The organism is Phocaeicola dorei (assembly GCF_013009555.1).
Taxonomy (GTDB): Bacteria; Bacteroidota; Bacteroidia; order Bacteroidales; family Bacteroidaceae; genus Phocaeicola; species Phocaeicola dorei.
This window is the reverse complement of the sequence record NZ_CP046176.1, coordinates 2,633,840-2,651,812: the sequence shown is the minus strand read 5'-3', so window position 1 is coordinate 2,651,812 and position 17,973 is coordinate 2,633,840. Positions and strand designations below refer to the sequence as shown.

The following is a 17,973-nucleotide window of genomic DNA, read 5'->3' as shown; positions in this document are numbered from 1 at the left end:
TTTATACAAGACTCTATAAAAGCAGACAAAACTTACTTTTCCTCTTTTATATCAACGACCAGATTCAACTCATCCAATTGTGATTGATCCAAAGCAGCGGGAGCATCCAACATCACATCGCGCCCACTATTGTTTTTAGGGAATGCTATGCAGTCACGAATACTATCAAGTCCTGCAAACAAAGAAACCCAGCGATCAAGGCCATATGCCAAACCACCATGAGGAGGTGCTCCGTATTTGAATGCATTCATCAGGAAGCCGAATTGTTCCTGTGCTCTTTCCGGAGTAAAACCCAAAATCTCAAACATCTTGGCCTGTAATTGTGAATCATGGATACGAATTGAACCGCCTCCTACTTCCACACCATTTACTACCATATCGTAAGCATCGGCACGAACAGCAGCCGGATCTGTATCCAACAAAGGAATATCTTCTTCTTTCGGATGAGTGAACGGATGGTGCATGGCCATCAGACGGCCTTCTTCTTCACTCCACTCAAACATCGGGAAATCAACTACCCACAGACAAGCAAATTCATTCTTGTCACGTAGTCCCAGCTGACGTCCCACTTCCAGACGAAGTTCGCATAACTGCTTGCGAGTCTTCATGGCATCAGGACCGCTCAGAATCAGGATCAAGTCACCCGGCTTGGCACCGAACGCTTCCTTCATCTGCTGAAGGACTTCCTGTGAATAGAATTTGTCTACACTGGATTTTACATTGCCATCAGCTTCCACACGGGCGTAAACCATACCTTTCGCACCGATCTGAGGTCTCTTGACAAATTCGGTTAATTGGTCTAACTGTTTACGGGTATAACTTGCAGCCCCTTCCGCACAGATACCACCAATATATGCTGCATCATCAAAAACAGAGAAACCATGACCTTTCATGATATCCATCAACTCCACAAACTTCATGCCGAAACGCAAATCTGGTTTGTCACTACCATAATATTTCATGGCATCTGCCCATGTCATACGCAGAAACGGTTCGCTCAGTTCGACTCCACGTAACTCCTTGAACAAATGTTTTGCCATTCCTTCGAAAGTGGAAATAATATCTTCTTGTTCAACAAAGCTCATCTCACAGTCTATCTGAGTAAACTCAGGCTGACGATCTGCACGAAGATCTTCATCACGGAAACACTTTACAATCTGGAAGTAACGATCAAAGCCGGAAACCATCAGCAATTGCTTCAGTGTTTGCGGAGACTGCGGTAGTGCATAAAACTGTCCCGGGTTCATACGTGAAGGAACAACAAAATCACGAGCTCCTTCAGGAGTAGAACCTACCAACATAGGAGTTTCCACTTCCAGAAACCCTTTGCTGTCCAAATATCGACGCACCTCCATTGTCATTCTATGACGGAGTTCCAAATTTTTACGCACACAATTACGGCGTAAATCCAAATAACGGAATTTCATACGGATATCATCACCTCCGTCACTATTATCTTCTATCGTGAAAGGAGGAGTTACCGCTGAATTAAGTACATTCAATTCCGATACGATGATTTCAATTTCACCTGTGGGAATATTCATATTCTTATTTGAACGTTCGTTCACTTCACCGGTTATTTGAATAACAAATTCACGCCCCAAGTGATTGGCACGTTCACAAAGTTCGGCATTCACCGCTTCGTTGAATACCAATTGGGTAATACCGTAACGGTCACGAAGATCGACAAACGTCATCCCTCCCATTTTACGTGCACGCTGTACCCAACCTGCCAACGTTACACTTTTGCCTGCATCGGAAAGTCTGAGCTCTCCGCAAGTATGACTTCTGAACATATATTCTTTAATATTTAATCAAATGTTTGGCAAAGGTACGATATGTTTTTCATTGTACAAAACCGCCTACAAGAAAAAAAGTCCCGTAGCTGCATACCAACGGAACTTTTTTAATCCATACGGATGTATGGATCTCAACTCTTAAACATTTCAATGACATCTCTTAATTCTCCCGGGAATAGTTTGCCTGTTTTTTCCCACAATACCTTGTCCTTACGTTGGAGGACAAAGCTGGGGGCTATTTCTATTTCATAAGTATCGGCTACCTTCCGATTGACTTCTATATTGACTCTCACAATGTTAACCCGCTTTTCAAATTCATGTACCAACGGTTCAATCCATTCATAATGAGGAGACCAATCTGCATAGAACACCAGCAGCAACAATGAATCCGACCGTTTCGCCTCTTCAATTTGTTCAGTTATACCCATCACTGTATCCAACTTTAAATTACCCTCTACTCCCCAAACTGTTCACATCTGGATTCAACTCTTTTACCGCTGCTTTCACCTGTTTCTTGGTAGGCTTACCAGTATTGGACACTTGTTCAACAGGAAACCGCTGACCACTATTCGTCAGCTCATTCTTTTGTTCCATCTTTTTCTTTTTTTCTTTATCCATATCTTCTCATTTTTAAGGTTTATGCTAATAATGCAACAAAATAGATATAAAGATGGTTCACATAAAAAGTGAAAAAGGATGCCTGAGAATTATTCAGACATCCCTTTACTACTACATTTAAAACTACGTGAAATTGAGATTATTGTACTTTACGTTCGCAATAACGTTTGCATTGTGCACAAATATCATACCCCAGCATAGCTCCAAGAATAAAATCCTGCTCGGGTGACAGTTTGTTCAGTGGCTGAGTCACTAGGAAACGAATGGCATTAATGCATTCTTTTCTACCGAAAAACAGGTTTATCTTATCATTCCCCACAGGCTGGATTATGTAATTAATCTTTTGATTGGTCAGCCGTTTTACAGCAAAATCTTCATACTTCCTATTGGTAGTATAGAGTACCATCTGACGTACTCCTTTTTTAAATTCATAAATATGATTCAGAAATACTTTCAATTCTACCGGGTTAATGTCTGAAGCTATCATAAGGCAATTGTCAAAATTACAAGTTCTTCTTTATTTCTTCAATCCAATTGTTTATACGTTCTTCGGTCTTGCCACTTTCGTTCACGTCATCAAGAGCCAAACCTACAAATTTTCCATCGATTACCGCTATCGAAGATGAATATGAATACTCATCGGCAGGAACTGCTCCTACAAAAGTGCAACCGGAATTCTTTAACTGGTCATATATAACTCCCATACCGTCACAAAATGTATCACAATAGGACTCTGAATCTCCACAACCAAAGAGAGCAACGATTTTACCATTCAGATCTGCAGTCTTCACCGTTTTAATAGCATCATACCAATCGTCTTGCAATTCACCGTCCCCCCAAGTAGAAGTCCCTAATAATAAGATATCATAACCTCCCACTTTTTCTGTGGTAATTTTGCTTGCATCAATTACATCAACTGATGCCACACCTAATTTTTCAGCTATTGTCTGTGCGATGCTTTCACAAGTTCCAGTAGAGGAACCATAAATTATACCCATTTTTTTCATACAGCAAATCATTTAATTTGTTTGCTGCAAAGTAAAAGGTTTGAAAGAGATTCTGAAATACCTAGAAATAGTGATTTTAATAAAGTTCAAGAGACAGACAGTGTATAGAACTGATCTGCTTCTTGATATGTTTTTAGAACTGGTATGCAGTTCCGAAATTAATAATTCCTTGGTCAAAATCATCAATCAATTGGTATCCGAATTCAACATTCATAGTCCAGTTACGTCCCAAAGCGAGTTCCTCCCCGACTCCGAGACTAACCCCGATACGGAATTCACTATGGTTACCCCCATATTAACATGAACATGTTCTCCATCCCAGTCAACATCCAGATCATGCATATCAAACATCCAATTGGACATGGTCAGACCGAACAGCGGATAAAGTTTAACACTTTGAGCTACCCAACGTTTCTATCTTCCGTTTTTCAAGAACTTTGGCATCAATACACTATCTGCTTAATGATAAAACGACCGATTAAATATATCAGAATAGCGACAAATATATCCTTACCTACATCCATCCCAAAATCTACCATTTTTTCCAGTACCTGCTCAATTTCACTACCTGAGGCTGCATTCAATAATAACAAATTTATATTCCTGTTCGTTTAACAAATAAAAATTAATCAGCTTGTCACTGCCATATTGTAAATGTGCCAGCCCATCTTGATAGTATAGTTTTGCAATGTTTCAATAAATAAATCATCCGATATGTTTTTACATTTCCTAATAGTAGGAAATGTAAAGTTGCAAAGATATCATATATAATTGATAAAACTAAACTTGTCACTTAAAAGAGGGACCTAAGGCCTGTATTAAATATACGATTCCAAGACAATATAAATATACAATATTTAATTTTAATCATTCAGTAAAATTGTCGAAACATTGATGAAAGACCTTATACCAAGTGAAAAAAGGTACGGCATGAGATAAAACTAATCAAAAATATTCAGTAAGCAATGTAAAATCAGCCAACAAACTCACACTTAAAGTTCCATATTAGTTTACTTTTTTGTTTTTAGGCGTTTTTCGTAAATAAAATTTAAAAGCAAGAAAGAGAGAAATATCCTAACAAGAATATAGCTAAAGTACAAAACTTTCAGAGATTCACTCTACCTTTTTTGGGGGACAGAATTCGACATTTTTGAAGAAATATCGCAAGAATTCTAATGAGAGTAAACTTGGAAAATTTTATTCCGTTGACGAAGTAACTCACTTCCATTAAAAACATTACTTACATGCTGTACCACAGAAAGACAACCGATATATCATAATATCTTCTGATTTTTCTTCTAAATTTTACTTCATATCTTTCATACGGTTAATTCACTATATAATAACGAGATAGTAAACTGCTATAAGGGAAAACAATATTTTCCAAGTAAACATTTACAATATTTTTTTAAGATATTTGTAGACTCTGATAAAATCAATACCTTTGCATTTTCAATTTATGCATAAACAATGTCGAAATGCAAATTGAAATATTGCAGATAACAAAAAAATGACAAAGAAATATGAGACTTATAAAAGTGACAGGTGGGTTGGGAAATCAAATGTTTATTTATGCTTTTTATTTGCGGATGAAAAAGTACTATCCAAAGGTGCGCATAGACCTTTCGGACATGATGCATTATAAAGTGCACTACGGATATGAAATGCATCGTGTATTCAAGCTGCCCCATACAGAATTTTGTATAAACCAGCCTCTGAAAAAAATTATCGAATTTCTTTTCTTCAAAAAAATATATGAACGGAAACAAGCCCCCAATAGTTTAAGGGCTTTTGAAAAGAAATACTTTTGGCCTTTACTTTATTTTAAAGGGTTTTATCAGTCGGAACGTTTCTTTGCAGATATAAAGGATGAGGTCAGGGAAGCTTTCACTTTTGACAGAAGCAAAGCCAACAGTAGAAGTCTTGATATGCTTGACATTTTGGATAAGGATGAAAACGCAGTTTCTCTACACATTCGTCGTGGAGATTATTTGCAACCCAAACATTGGGCTACTACTGGAAGTGTATGCCAGTTACCTTACTATCAAAACGCAATAGCGGAAATGAGCAAAAGGGTTACCTCTCCGTCCTACTATATTTTTTCGGATGACATTGTTTGGGTAAGAGAAAATCTTCCATTGCAAAATGCGGTATATATTGATTGGAATACAGGTGAAGACAGTTGGCAGGATATGATGCTTATGAGTCATTGCAAGCATCACATCATCTGCAACAGTACATTCAGCTGGTGGGGAGCATGGTTAAATCCTAGTATAGACAAAACAGTAATTGTGCCTAGCCGTTGGTTTCAGTATTCCGAAACCCCGGATATCTATCCTACGGGATGGATAAAAGTGCCAGTGGATTAATATATAGAGCTCATAAGTACGCGTTATCTGAAAAACGGATTTTATTCGGTCAAGAGTATTAAAACCGTGAATTCCAATCAAAACATCGCTTTGCTTCAGAATACAAAAATACAGTAATGTATGCAAAAAATTGAAAGCAGACGGATTGAGTTGTGTATTCACAACAGTATGACGGTTACAGGAGTAGTTTTGAGATCCAACTAATCCCAAATCTTGGGTATATATTGGGAACTAATAACAAGCAAGACACAAAGAAGTCAAAATTATTATTTATAACTTATTTATTTTCCGAGTTGTTAATCAATGAAATGAAGTCCTCTTTGGAAGCAGGAGGAAGTATAGATTCGATTTTGCCACACAAATAAATGATAATTAAAAGTCGTTTTTTTATTGATCAAATGGAACGGTTGAACTGGAAGCAGTATAAAAATCAGTAGCCCCAACAGCTTCCATAAAACAGAGCACCTGCAAGATGTAGGAAGTGTAGTGGAGCAGTGTTTTTCTGTGGTACAAAGCACGCTTTTGTACGAGTTATACATCCACATGTACAAAATTATAGATACGTAGTGAGCCTAAAGGATACTTGCATCCCCCAATCCTTTGTACTCATCAGATGGGCAATTTTGACATCTTTTGGAAGTTCCTTCTCTATAATTTCGAGATAATCGTTTATTTCACCCACTACTTCATTGGCATTGGAACCTGCCGTTTGAAATATCATGCAAGTGGCTGCCGGATGCCCGTCTATCTGTCCGTTGATAACATAGTTTTGTGCACCCAGCTTAATGGTTGCCACATCTTTTAACCGGAGAACTTCTCCGTTGGGTAACGACCGGATAACCATGTTTCCAAACTCTTCGGTTTTTTCAAGCCGCCCTTTGTATTTCATTGTGTATTGGTGTACGTTTTTGGAATTTTCCTCCAACGAGCCGGTTGCGACCTCCAAACTCTGTTCTCCCAATAAAAAGGACTCCAATAACCGGAAAATCCCCGCCACCAATAAGGTGAAGCGGTGTATCCCACAAAATGGTAGGTACTGGTGTAATCCCAAGTCGGCCTTCTCCTTGCTTGCTGCACGACTGTAACCCCGTTCCTGCATGTTATGGTGACAGGTGTTCAAGATTTGTCAAGATATTGTAATATCTTATCTTGTCCGATAAACAGAATACTGTCTGCCAGATAATATGACCGGAACTGACTGAAATCCGTTTCCGGATCATAATCAGTCATTACGCGGTAGTCGGCATCCAGTTTATTCACTTCTTCATCTTTTTGGCAGGAGTATAGGGTTCCTGCCAGGAGCATGAATACCCCTATGTACAATTTAGCTGTCATACTTTTCTTGGTTAGTTTGTTTAATGATCAGAAAGTTGTTCCTTTAAATACGGAACTTTCCTTGAACGGAACCAGTTGCCCGTCCAATGTAACATTGAGAGAATTGAAATTGGGGATAATCGTTGCTGTGGCACGGTTGTCCGAAGGACTGAGTGTCACTGTAACTTGTGCCGATATACCATTTCCGGTGACATTCATGGAAAGACGGGTGATGCCTTTCTTGTCTGTTTCCATTTTCAATCCGGTCGGAGTGCCTTCCACTGTGATACCACCCACGCCGTTGGGACCGCCGCCTGATTGGAACGGTGAGATTTGCACGGTCGCTCTCCCGTCATGCAAGGCAATGAAGTTGGTGGTAGAATTTACATATCCATGTTCACCATGCTTTAGTGTCAGTTCGTCACTTTCCAGTACAAACTCTTTCCTTTGCAAAGCATTTTCGGCCTTTATATGGACAATCGAATCCATCAAGTGTCGTTCCTGTCTGGCTATTAAACGTGCATTCTCAATGAAATCTTTCCATTGTTGCAATTCACTTTTCTTTCCTTCCTGGGCATTGGCCTGTATCGCTCCTGTTATAAAAAGAAGGAGCAAGATTTTTTTAAAACATTTTGCTACCATATATCATCAAATATTAAATTGTTTACGGTAGCAAAAGTCGTCATTTCGGACAATTAGCTCTTGTCTGTAAATGTCAAAGCCATTTGCCTTTAGAAGTCTATGACCATAGAATATTTCAGGGTCACTGATTCCTGAACTCTTTTGGGGTCATTCCCACATACTGGTGGAATACGCGGGAGAAGAATGAAGGGTTCGGGTAATTCAATTTTTCCGATATTTCGGTAATACTGATGGTCGTTGAACGTAATAACAGCTTGGCTTCACGCATAATAAACTCAATTACCCAAAAATGAAAAGTCTGTCCAGTGGATTTCTTCAGTACACGCATCAGATACTTATCCGATATATATAATTTATCGGCGTAAAATGAAACAGACCGTTCTTTCTTGTAATGCTGATGGAGTAGAAAGAAGAAATGATCTGTCAATTCGTCTTGTCGTGTATTCGATACCGACACATTTTTACCGGAATATAACCTGCTGATTTCAAGAATAAAGGAAAACAGCAATCCTTTGGTAATGGCAATGTACTCATTGCTTTCCTGATAACGTTCAGCTATCAGGTCATAGTATTTCTTCACCAGTTGCCTCTCTTTATCTTTTAACTGTAAGCAAGGATTTTTTCCTACATATTCTGAAATATCTGCCTTTAGTAATAAAGGAAAATCCGAGAGGAATTCAAACTCGAACCAAAGATATTCAAGTAGCAAATCTTCTGTATGAGATATTTGTCTGACCAGATGGTTTGGATACAGATATATCAATGTCCCGGTATATATTAAATGGTTCTTCCCGTCAATTTCAATCATGGCTCCACCTTGTAAGACTATAGCGAGAAAAATCTTATTTGAGGGAGTACGTTCCGCTTCCTTTTCCGGAAATAATACGGATAAATGTCCGGTGGAAGGACATATTCCAAACTTGTTTGTCATATCTTTATTAATTGGCATCGAATATAATACAAGTAAGTTCATACAAATATAAAAGGATTTTACGGATTATTGTTTATCTGCTTGCAAATATCACGAAATGGACAATAACAAATTTGTCTCTCAGCTTCAAAGCCGTTTACAGGAGAAAGTCAGACTAAAATAGATTTCTCTAATCAACATTTGGTTACTATCCGGACAATCCAGACATGGAAATGGACAAAAGGATGTGACAGAATGTTATGAACTTTGCAGCAGAAAATAAAAGTATAAATAAATTATGATGAAAGAAACTTTAAACTCAAAACTGTATATCCTGGTTGTTATCGGGATTGTTTCAGCTTTTGGTCCGTTTGTGACCGACTTTTACCTGCCAGCCCTTCCGGTGCTGGCCGGATATTTTGATACTACGGCATCGCTCGTACAGCTTAGCCTGACTTTTAGTATGGTTGGACTGGCCGTCGGGCAGTTGGTTATCGGGCCGTTGAGTGACAAGTATGGACGTAAAAAAACATTAATGGCCTCCCTTGTCCTGTTTTGTATATCTACAATAGGTTGTTTATACGCTTCGGATATATATGTATTTATCTTCTTCCGATTACTACAAGGATTGTCCGGAGCCGGTGGAGTAGTTATTTCCAAATCCATCGCCACGGATCTCTACGAAGGGAGAGAGCTTACTCGCTTTTTTTCTATGCTTAGCTCCGTGCAAGGCATTGCCCCGGTTTGTGCCCCCGTATTGGGGGGTGTTTTATTGGAAGTGACTGACTGGAAAGGTATTTTCTGGATATTGGTATTGATAGGCATATTATTGATTATGGCATTGGCCTTTTTTAAAGAGTCCTTGAATAACGAGCAACAACATTGCGGTGTGTTTGCCACATTTCGGAATTATATACCTGTGTTTCAAAATGCTCAGTTTATGCGCTATGTATTGGTACAGGCGTTCGCTATGGGGGTAATGTTTACATATATTGCTGCTTCTCCCTTTATCTTTCAGGAGCATTTTAACATGTCCCCGCTGGCGTACAGCCTGTGTTTCGGTGCCAATGCGATAGCCATAATGCTGGGCAGTCTGACGGTTTCATTATTCCATGACGCAACCGATGCATTGCGTGTAGGTTCTATAGGATTCGGGATAATGAGTTTGTTTGTAGCCGCAGCTTTATTTTTCTCCACTTCCGTGTGGCCGGTGGAAGTATCGCTGTTTGTTTTTATGCTCTTCCTGGGAGTAATATTGCCCAGTTCTACAACACTTGCCCTTGATTTGGAGAGAAAGAACTCCGGAAACGCCTCTGCATTGCTTGGATTTTTGATGTTCCTGTTCGGTGGAGTGCTTTCTCCCTTGACCGGATTGGGAAATATGCTCTATACAACCGGAATTATCATCGTTGCTTGTTGCATCGGTACATGGTTTTGCAATCATATTGCAACCTCGCATATCGCTTTAAAGGTAACCAAACAATAAAGGAGATTCACAAATGAAAAATAAAATGATTCCAGACTATCCTATTATGTATAAGATGAATTTCACCAACGGGCGGCTTATGAAATTCCAATTTGATGATTTTTTATTCTTATATGTCTATTCGGGAGAAGGAACAATGTGTGTGTCAGGGATTAATCACCCGCTGAGCAAAGGATGCGGCTGGATATTGGCCCGTAACGAACATATTTCATTTCACACGAAGAGTTTCATGCAAGTAGTACATATCCACATATCGGAAGAGGCTGTAACAGAATATCTGTTACGTGCTACGTCTCCGGCTATGACAGATGCAGAAAATGAAGTGGAAAATGAAGATATAAATGTAATGACAGTAACCAATCATGTACTCCTTCAGGGTCTGATATCAGGCATTGAAGCCGGTGTTGATAATAATTTCCGGGCTAACCAACCATTGACTTATCTCAAGATACAGGAGTGCATAAATGTCCTGACCTATCTCCGTCCGGGATTACATAATTGGTTTTCTCGTATGAACAGCTTGCAGAGAATTAATTTGAAAGATTTCATGGAGTGTCACTATCAGGATAACCTGCCATTGGAACAACTGGCGCAGGCTTCTGGACGTAGCTTATCTACATTCCGCAGAGACTTCTTAAAAGTGTTTGGTACGACACTCGGAAAATGGTTGTTGACAAAGCGACTGGAAGAAGCTTATGTACTCATTAAAGAAAAGAAAATCAAGCCGTCAGAATTTCTATTGGATTTAGGATTTGAAAGTTTCTCACATTTCTCCCATAGTTTTAAGGCGTATTTTGGCATACAACCCTCCATTCTGTTAAAAGAAAGTATTGTGAAATAGAAATGAAATTTAAATAAAATATAAGTATATGGTATTGACCGCATTGCCCTTTTCTCTTAAGTATTGTTCAAAATTACGAAAGAATGTATAGGTAAGATCCTTGAAGTCCAGCCCGGAGCAAAAATCATGCAGGACCGCCAGTGTCGAGTGCAGGTTGTCCTTGGTGGACTGCTTCTTGTCCGAATTGTCAATGGCTGATTTGGCGAAAATGGAGAAGCTGACATTCACGGCACTTTTCTTTTTGACGGCATCTTTCAGTAAAGAGAGTGTGGCAGGTATTCCGCGTTTCCAATACCCCAACTCTATGCCTTGCAGATACAGGATGTATTCATAGAGCATTGCGTTCAACTCATTTGACTGGGGATGGTTAATGACTTGTACCCCTTCACGGCTCCAGCACTCTGGTTTGAGGTACACGTTTGTCTTCAGGTAGATTTTTCTTTGGTTTAAATAGGCTTCAACCTGTACAAGGGTCGTGCCTTGCCTGTTTAGTGTGTTCTGGCGGTTATATACAAGACGGTATCTGATTTTATCCATTTTTCTGCAAAGGTGCTATTTAATGCACAAACGACAAAAAAATGGAGTGCAAATTACCGACTTTCTATAAGAACATTACATGATCAAACAATGTTGTGTGAAGAATAGTATATGGTTGTTACAGTATAAAGGACGCAAAGAATATCCGCGTCCTTTATATATTTAAATTAAATAGAAATCTCAATTCCGATCCCAAGTACCGTCAGACTTGATTTTTTCAACATTGGAAACAAGGGAATTGTAATTGGTTTCCATGGTTGGAATAACCGCAGTCCATGCATTTTTATCGGCAGGACCGTAGTTTCCTCCGGTTGTGGTGTTCTTCTCGGCAAAATAAGTGGCCCAGCTTCCGCCTTCTGCCCAGGTTTTGCGGACCATCGGGTCTCCCCAGCGTTTTAGGTCGAACCAGCTGTGGCCTTCGTTGCAGAGATCAAATTTACGGTATGCTTTAAGCTCCTCCCAAAGACTGTCACCACTTTTTGTGCAGGTATAATCCGCATTATAAGGCTTGACGGTCTGCTCAAGAAGTGCGCGTACGGCCTGTTCGTTACCTAAACGGTACTGTGCCTCCGCCTCGTTATACATCATTTCAGCGGCACGGAAAATAGGAATACATCCGTCTCCTGTCCCGGATTTTACAATGAACTTGGTGGAGAGATAATAGAAGATTGTCGTGGTGCTGTATATGCGTCCGGCGAACTCCTTCTTCACACGGTTGTAGAAATCACCTTTGGTCACCTTACCCGAGCCGCTGACTTTGGAAACATCGCCCACTTCTTCCGGAGTCGGAATGGCATAAATGGCGAGCCGCTTGTCTGCGGGATCAATCGGATCTACTATCTGTTTGCTTATACATGGTGGATAAGTGCGGGATGCAGAACCGAGACAGCTGGCGCTCATATAGTTATAGAATGAATAGTAATGAACAGGCTGTGTGTCATCCTCGAACACCTCCCATATCCATTCTTGATTGGCTGTGTTGAATCCTGCCTTATACTCATCGGGAGTCATGATGGAGTAGTTCCTGCGAGCTTCCTGTGAATGGGTGATGACTGTCTGCCAGTCATTACGTATAAGAGCTGCCCGTGAATAGACGGCATGGGCCACATCAAGGTTCGCCATCCACCTCTTGTCCACATCGACAGGCCGATCGTATCCGCATGATGTGAAAAGGCTGATGGCCTCATCAAGGTCATGGTAGATCAGTTCGAATGTCTCCGCCATAGTGGAGCATGGCATTTCGTCATTGTTTACTGTGGTACGCAGTACAAGACCGCGCTGCAAGCCGTCTGCATCTGTCCATCTTCGACTGTACAGCTGTGAGAGCATGGTGTAGGAGTAGGCACGGTAGACCAGCGCCTGTGCCTTTATATAGTCCCATTTACGTTGCTCCGCCACGTTGGCAAGCCCCGTCTTGCAGTTGTCTAGAATCTGGTTAGCATTTCTGATGAGTTTGTAATAGTAGTACCATGTTACATGGATGTTGCTGTTCGTACTGCTGGTAAAATAGTTGCCTTTCGCGAGATTCTGCCAGCCGGTGTAGCTGCCTTTCTGTATCACATCTCCAGGATATTCGCCCTGATACGCATAAACAGTACCTTCTCCGTTGTACCCCTGTGTGCCCAGGTACTGTGTGCTCATGATCCGACCCAGTCCGTTCACGGCGTATTGTGCGGCATCGGCATTCTCAAAAATCACCTCGTCTGAAACGCTTGATTCCGGACTGAGTTCAAGATACGAATCTGAACAGGCTGCTGTACAGAAAAGCAGAATTGCCATTGAAACTATATTATATATCTTTTTCATCTTTCCAAATGTTAAATGGTTGCATTAATACCGAATGTGAAGACACGGGCCGGAACCAGATAGTTGCTCTGGCCGCCACCTATTCCCATCATGGGGTTCATACCTTTACGGGCCGACCAGAGGTGTATGTTCTCGGCCGAGAATAAGAAACGGACAGTGGAAAGGTTGACCTTTGCTGTCCATCTTTTCGGAAGAGTGTAACTTATATTTAGATTCTTAAAGCAAAGATAGTTACGGCTGACCAACCAGCGGTCACTTCCAGCATTATTGTCGGTACTGGTCAGATTATTGATCTCGGGATTGGTGTTGGGATTGATACGTCCATTGCCGTCCACAGCCTTGTTTGCCGCATAATATCCGGCATAGTTCGCCTCTGATGTAGTCTGGCCTGCTGCAATAGCAGCATTGTAGGCGTCATCATAGGCATTCTTGTAAGTGGTTATCATGGCATTGGACCTGTCGTTGATCCGCCAGGCGTTGTTGTACAGGTCCACATGGTAATTTCCGGCACTTTGTCCGGGTGTCATCAGGCTGGAATAAGGGCTGTCGTATATCTTTCCACCAAGCGAATAGGTGAACATTGCAGATATGTTGATGTTCTTCCAGCGTATGTTTGCCGAGAAGGAACCGTATGTGGTAGGAAGCGCGCTGCCTGCCCATTTCTTTTGGGCATAGGTGGTCTTGAGCACATAATATTTCCCGTTGATCAGCCTGTAGTTCTCGGGAGCAAGCTCGGTGGCTCCCTGGACGGGATTGCCGTTGGCGTCCCACATCAGTTCTCCTTCATCGTTGAGTTTCTGCTTGCCACCAAGCTGTGACCCGTCAGGAAGTACAATATAATAATCATTAAGATTTGCCTCGTAAAGCGACTGTCCATCCATCTCGTCCACTCCTGCCCAATGGTATGTATAGTAGTCATATCGTGACTTGCCTTCGGAGATGAGATAGCTGCCGGAAGTTATGCCGACAGGCAGGTCCTCCCTTTGTCCAAGCTTTCCTGATGGATCAATGGGATATACGGTTTTCTTTTTATTCTGTTCGGGAAGTTTGACGATCTTGTTCTTGGTGGTGGTAAGGTTTGCGGATACGCTGACAGTCCAATCCTTGCTCTTCACGATATCGAAATCAGCGGAGATCTCCCAGCCGCGGTTGGAGATTGTACCTATGTTCCTGTCTGTGGTTGATGTGGAGGAACCTGTGCTGGTACCTCCTGCTGAACTGGGGGCATATACGCTGAAAATAAGGTCCTTATTCCTTTTGTCAAAATATTCAACGGAGAGATTCAGCCGGTTGAACAGACGTCCTTCAACAGCTGCGCCCCATGATTCTCCGGTTTCCCAATGCAGGTCTCTTGCCGGATTCTGACTTACAACGTATGCCGGCTTGGAATTCTGGGTCCATGATCCGTAAAGGCCATAATATGCGTAGTAACCGGAGCCGGAATCATTACCTACCTGTCCCCAGCTTGCCCGCAACTTGCCCTGATTGAGCCATCTATATTTTTTCATAAACTCCTCGTTGCTGAAGACCCAGTTGGCACCCAGCGAACCGAAGTTTCCCCACCGTGATTCCTTTGCGAAACGGCTGGAACCGTCACGGCGGAATGAGGCTTCGATATTGTACCGGTTGTCATATCCATACTGTACGCGCGCCAGATAGGATTCAGTGCGGTAGCGGGTTTTGTATCCCGAGATACTTGCCATTTCAGAGAAGTTGGAAAGCGCATACCTGTTTGGAAAAGCCTCGTTGGTCTTGCTTGTATAGGTATAGTCATAACGATAGCTGTAGTTCTCGTGCCCAAGAAGGACTTCGATGTTATGTCTGTCATTATAGGTCATGTTCCAGCGCAGCTGCTCCTGTAGAGTCCAGTTCTTGTAGGTATAGAGGGTTTTGGCAAGAGCCCCGTTGCGACCCGAGATGGAACCGTCCTCGGAAACAGTACCACGTGCATCACCGATGACCGCATTCTCGTATTTGTAATAATCGCTGTTACGTGTGTTCACATTTGCTTTAAGGGTTGCGGTAAAGCCGTAGGGCAGCACGAGATCAAGATAACCTATCCCGTTGAGTGTATTGCGTATTGTCCGACTATCATTCAATTCCGACTCCCATATCACGTGGCGGTCACGGTTCTGATTGCGGGTTATGACCTCCTGAGGGTTTCCGTTCTGGTCGTAGATGATATAGCTTCCGCCGTCCCATTGCGGGTTTCCGGCACCGTCAAGCACATAATCCCCCTTATTCACCTGTATGGGGGTTCCGGCATTGTCATATACCGTTCCAGTTTCCGTATAGTGCGAGTGTACCGGGTAAATGGGAGCCATATAGCGGCAGAAATAGAAAGGATTGCTGTATGATGACGAGCCGTCCCCGACACCGTTTGACGTGTTCTGGAACTTCTGATGTGAGGCGTTGATGCTCATGCCGGCCCGTAACCATTTCACAGGTTTGATGTTGACAGCCATGCGTCCTGTCAGACGGTCAAACCCGGAATCTTTCATATATCCGTTCTCATCAAGATAGGAGAGTGAGAAGTAATAGTCGCTCTTGCTTGTAGCACCCGATCCCGAGAACTGGTATTCCGAACGATATCCTTTGCGTGTGGCCTGGTCAAACCAGTCCAAATCGCCGGCATACCCGTCAATGATAGAGGCGTCGGCAGCCATTTTCCCATCGAGGGTGAAAAGCTGGTCGTCTGGTTTGTTGAAGATGTTGACATAAAGTCTGTCGGGAATAAGTGTGCTGTTCACGGCATTTAAAATTGCCTGTTTGTCCGTACGGTCACCTCCGCCGTGTACGAATGCGTTGGCTGCGTTCTGGTATTCAACCTCCATGAACTGGAAGGGATTGGTACGCTCATATTCCGGCAGGGCACGTTCGTACCAGCCCTGGTTGGTCTTGAAATTGAACTGGATACGTTCACTCTTTGACTTTTTGGTTGTGATCAGAATCACTCCGTTTGAAGCCCGGTTGCCATAGAGTGCGGCCGAAGCGGCATCCTTCAGAATGGACATTGTTTCAATATCCTCCATATTAAGGTCAGAGATGTTTCCTCCGTACGGAACGCCGTCTATCACATAGAGGGGAGAGGTACTACCATTTACTGTGCCGATACCTCGGATAAGCACTGTGGGGTCACTTCCAGGCGAGCCGTAGTTGCCTGTGACCGTAATACCCGGTGTGGAGCCTTCAAGGGCTGAAGTGACGGATGTCACAGGACGTTTCAGGAGTTCCTCATTTCTGACCTGGGTGATGGCACCGGTAATCGAAGACTTTTTTTGCGTGCCGTAAGCGACAACAACAACTTCGTCAAGTGCCTGGCTCTCTGCCGTAAGCTCGATTGTCATTTCTCCGGGAGTGATAGCAACTTCGCGAGTTGTCATACCGACAAAAGAAACAGTGATTGTTTTGACATTGTCGGGGATTTCCAAGGAAAAATGACCTTCAATGTCAGTGATTGTCCCCTGTTTTGTACTTTTGACAAAAATGGACGCTCCCACGATGGGTTCCTTGTCAGACGAGTCTATAACCCGCCCCTTTACAATTTTTGCCATTACCGTTCCTGTCATAAGGAACAGGCATGCCAACAAGAACAACAAATGTTTTTTCATGGTCGTTTAATTTTTGAATATTTAAAACGGTTTGTTTTTGCTTCTCAAAGCTAATCAAATTTATATAATAAAAAAACATTTTGCTTAAAAAAATTAATTTGGGATAAAAATAATGTTCTGGAATGCTAATCCTTGGGTTGGAGCTATAGTTTTATAGACTAGATTGATTGTTAATGGATATTTTTGATAAGTCCAGCTTTGGTATACAAAGATTCAGAAGTAAAGACAAGCTCTAATTAGCCGGACTAGGGTTTGAGACAAAGGAGGTGAATTCTAAGTCTTCTTTATCATAATTTGAAATGAGTCCGTAATTTGCTAAAGCTATGCAAAATTTCTTATTGAATATCACCTTTTATTCATTTATGGTCATGGCATTGATGGTGCTCATGAGATAGACAACCGATTCCCGAATCTGTAAGTTTTCCGTTCAGATAGTCCGTTACAACATTCAAAATATTTCTGGAACATCCCCACAGATTCCCTTAAGATAAAATCCTTCAACTGTGTGCATGAATAGATACCAGAATTATCTATTTTGTCTAGTCTTTCCTGATTACTTATTGAGAAGATTACGCAATTTTGTATTTATCATTGCGGCATCCGAGCGTTTTACCACCTCTCCGTTCTTGAACTGGAAGAGATTATCTATGATAAACCGAATGATAATATAGCAAGTTTCCTGCTTATGGTAAACGGCCACTCTAATTTTATGTCTGCCATCCTTTAAAACTTTTGCTTTGAAAATTGTTAGTTTGAGAATTGCCATACTGATTAAAATTAAAGGATAAGTTTTGTATCCATTGATGAGCAAAAACTCCTTTTTTCAATCAATAAAATGAAGATTTTATAATAAAAAAAACTTTGAAAACAGCTTTAATATCACTGATTATCAAAGTCTTTTTCTTTTGTCGGGGTAGCGGGATTCGAACCCACGACCCCCTGCTCCCAAAGCAGGTGCGCTAACCGGACTGCGCTACACCCCGAATCTTTTTATTTTTTCAATTGCTCTGTTTCTCAAAAACGATGCAAAGGT

15 protein-coding genes, 1 tRNA gene and 2 pseudogenes are annotated in these 17,973 nt (G+C 41.6%); 3 read left to right on the top strand and 15 right to left on the bottom strand.

All coding sequences use genetic code 11. The features are described 5' to 3' along the window. Positions 1–32: 32 nt before the first annotated feature. The 5 genes from aspS to fldA all read right to left on the bottom strand — a co-directional run bounded on the left by aspS (position 33) and on the right by fldA (position 3,424). The gene (aspS, locus tag GKD17_RS11075) at positions 33–1,796 is read right to left on the bottom strand and encodes an aspartate--tRNA ligase (RefSeq protein WP_007835575.1); all 1,764 of its coding nucleotides are present in this window, start codon (positions 1,794–1,796) and stop codon (positions 33–35) included. 134 nt (positions 1,797–1,930) lie between these two features. Further along, positions 1,931–2,227, bottom strand: a complete 297-nt coding sequence (locus GKD17_RS11070; protein ID WP_007835578.1) for a thioredoxin family protein — start codon at positions 2,225–2,227, stop codon at positions 1,931–1,933. A 19-nt stretch (positions 2,228–2,246) separates the two neighbouring features. After that, positions 2,247–2,417: a hypothetical protein gene (locus GKD17_RS11065; protein WP_007835579.1), complete on the bottom strand. Its 171-nt coding sequence runs from the start codon at positions 2,415–2,417 to the stop codon at positions 2,247–2,249. A 139-nt stretch (positions 2,418–2,556) separates the two neighbouring features. After that, positions 2,557–2,904 (bottom strand): DUF2023 family protein, encoded by a 348-nt coding sequence (locus GKD17_RS11060; RefSeq protein WP_007835580.1) that lies wholly within the window; start codon positions 2,902–2,904, stop codon positions 2,557–2,559. 16 nt (positions 2,905–2,920) lie between these two features. Beyond that, positions 2,921–3,424, bottom strand: a complete 504-nt coding sequence (gene fldA / locus GKD17_RS11055) for a flavodoxin FldA (protein WP_007835581.1) — start codon at positions 3,422–3,424, stop codon at positions 2,921–2,923. A gap of 1,523 nt (positions 3,425–4,947) precedes the next feature. On the opposite strand from fldA, the gene GKD17_RS11050 reads away from it, so the two are divergent. Then, on the top strand, positions 4,948–5,793 hold the full coding sequence (locus GKD17_RS11050) for an alpha-1,2-fucosyltransferase (RefSeq protein WP_007835585.1): 846 nt from the start codon (positions 4,948–4,950) through the stop codon (positions 5,791–5,793). A gap of 553 nt (positions 5,794–6,346) precedes the next feature. Here GKD17_RS11050 and GKD17_RS11045 read toward each other — a convergent pair. The 4 genes from GKD17_RS11045 to GKD17_RS11030 form a co-directional block, all read right to left on the bottom strand. After that, complete coding sequence (locus GKD17_RS11045; protein ID WP_227191489.1) at positions 6,347–6,913, bottom strand: efflux RND transporter permease subunit; 567 nt, start codon at positions 6,911–6,913, stop codon at positions 6,347–6,349. Then, entirely contained in the window at positions 6,910–7,128 is a 219-nt protein-coding gene (locus GKD17_RS11040; RefSeq protein ID WP_007835591.1) for a DUF4136 domain-containing protein, read from the bottom strand. Before GKD17_RS11040 ends, GKD17_RS11045 begins: the two co-directional genes overlap by 4 nt. A gap of 27 nt (positions 7,129–7,155) precedes the next feature. Further along, positions 7,156–7,749, bottom strand: coding sequence for a DUF4251 domain-containing protein (locus tag GKD17_RS11035; protein ID WP_007835594.1), 594 nt, complete (start codon positions 7,747–7,749; stop codon positions 7,156–7,158). Positions 7,750–7,870: 121 nt separating this feature from the next. After that, positions 7,871–8,722 (bottom strand): AraC family transcriptional regulator, encoded by an 852-nt coding sequence (locus tag GKD17_RS11030; protein WP_007848977.1) that lies wholly within the window; start codon positions 8,720–8,722, stop codon positions 7,871–7,873. A gap of 235 nt (positions 8,723–8,957) precedes the next feature. On the opposite strand from GKD17_RS11030, the gene GKD17_RS11025 reads away from it, so the two are divergent. Then, positions 8,958–10,145 (top strand): multidrug effflux MFS transporter, encoded by a 1,188-nt coding sequence (locus GKD17_RS11025; protein WP_007835598.1) that lies wholly within the window; start codon positions 8,958–8,960, stop codon positions 10,143–10,145. Between the two features lie 13 nt (positions 10,146–10,158). Beyond that, positions 10,159–10,986 (top strand): helix-turn-helix transcriptional regulator, encoded by an 828-nt coding sequence (locus GKD17_RS11020; RefSeq protein ID WP_007835599.1) that lies wholly within the window; start codon positions 10,159–10,161, stop codon positions 10,984–10,986. A gap of 27 nt (positions 10,987–11,013) precedes the next feature. On the opposite strand, the pseudogene GKD17_RS11015 reads toward GKD17_RS11020, so the two are convergent. The 6 genes and pseudogenes from GKD17_RS11015 to GKD17_RS11000 all read right to left on the bottom strand — a co-directional run. Continuing rightward, a pseudogene (locus tag GKD17_RS11015) lies at positions 11,014–11,523 on the bottom strand (phage integrase SAM-like domain-containing protein); the annotation flags it as partial. A gap of 180 nt (positions 11,524–11,703) precedes the next feature. Then, positions 11,704–13,329 (bottom strand): RagB/SusD family nutrient uptake outer membrane protein, encoded by a 1,626-nt coding sequence (locus GKD17_RS11010; protein ID WP_007835606.1) that lies wholly within the window; start codon positions 13,327–13,329, stop codon positions 11,704–11,706. Positions 13,330–13,340: 11 nt separating this feature from the next. Next, entirely contained in the window at positions 13,341–16,940 is a 3,600-nt protein-coding gene (locus tag GKD17_RS11005) for a SusC/RagA family TonB-linked outer membrane protein (RefSeq protein WP_007835608.1), read from the bottom strand. 356 nt (positions 16,941–17,296) lie between these two features. Continuing rightward, positions 17,297–17,410 (bottom strand): annotated as a pseudogene (locus GKD17_RS23590) (DUF134 domain-containing protein); the annotation flags it as partial. Between the two features lie 83 nt (positions 17,411–17,493). Next, positions 17,494–17,706, bottom strand: a complete 213-nt coding sequence (locus GKD17_RS23750; RefSeq protein ID WP_007835612.1) for a hypothetical protein — start codon at positions 17,704–17,706, stop codon at positions 17,494–17,496. Positions 17,707–17,848: 142 nt separating this feature from the next. After that, positions 17,849–17,923, bottom strand: a tRNA-Pro gene (locus GKD17_RS11000). Positions 17,924–17,973 lie beyond the last annotated feature (50 nt).

Bases quoted from the DNA above. Each gene is read 5' to 3' on its own strand.
- GKD17_RS23750 (WP_007835612.1), bottom strand. From the start codon at position 17,706: ATGGCAATTCTCAAACTAACAATTTTCAAAGCAAAAGTTTTAAAGGAT.
- GKD17_RS11020 (WP_007835599.1), top strand. From the start codon at position 10,159: ATGAAAAATAAAATGATTCCAGACTATCCTATTATGTATAAGATGAAT.
- GKD17_RS11060 (WP_007835580.1), bottom strand. From the start codon at position 2,904: ATGATAGCTTCAGACATTAACCCGGTAGAATTGAAAGTATTTCTGAAT.
- aspS (WP_007835575.1), bottom strand. From the start codon at position 1,796: ATGTTCAGAAGTCATACTTGCGGAGAGCTCAGACTTTCCGATGCAGGC.
- GKD17_RS11030 (WP_007848977.1), bottom strand. From the start codon at position 8,722: ATGAACTTACTTGTATTATATTCGATGCCAATTAATAAAGATATGACA.
- GKD17_RS11035 (WP_007835594.1), bottom strand. From the start codon at position 7,749: ATGGTAGCAAAATGTTTTAAAAAAATCTTGCTCCTTCTTTTTATAACA.
- GKD17_RS11010 (WP_007835606.1), bottom strand. From the start codon at position 13,329: ATGAAAAAGATATATAATATAGTTTCAATGGCAATTCTGCTTTTCTGT.
- GKD17_RS11050 (WP_007835585.1), top strand. From the start codon at position 4,948: ATGAGACTTATAAAAGTGACAGGTGGGTTGGGAAATCAAATGTTTATT.
- GKD17_RS11070 (WP_007835578.1), bottom strand. From the start codon at position 2,227: ATGGGTATAACTGAACAAATTGAAGAGGCGAAACGGTCGGATTCATTG.
- GKD17_RS11065 (WP_007835579.1), bottom strand. From the start codon at position 2,417: ATGGATAAAGAAAAAAAGAAAAAGATGGAACAAAAGAATGAGCTGACG.
- GKD17_RS11040 (WP_007835591.1), bottom strand. From the start codon at position 7,128: ATGACAGCTAAATTGTACATAGGGGTATTCATGCTCCTGGCAGGAACC.
- GKD17_RS11025 (WP_007835598.1), top strand. From the start codon at position 8,958: ATGATGAAAGAAACTTTAAACTCAAAACTGTATATCCTGGTTGTTATC.
- GKD17_RS11005 (WP_007835608.1), bottom strand. From the start codon at position 16,940: ATGAAAAAACATTTGTTGTTCTTGTTGGCATGCCTGTTCCTTATGACA.
- fldA (WP_007835581.1), bottom strand. From the start codon at position 3,424: ATGAAAAAAATGGGTATAATTTATGGTTCCTCTACTGGAACTTGTGAA.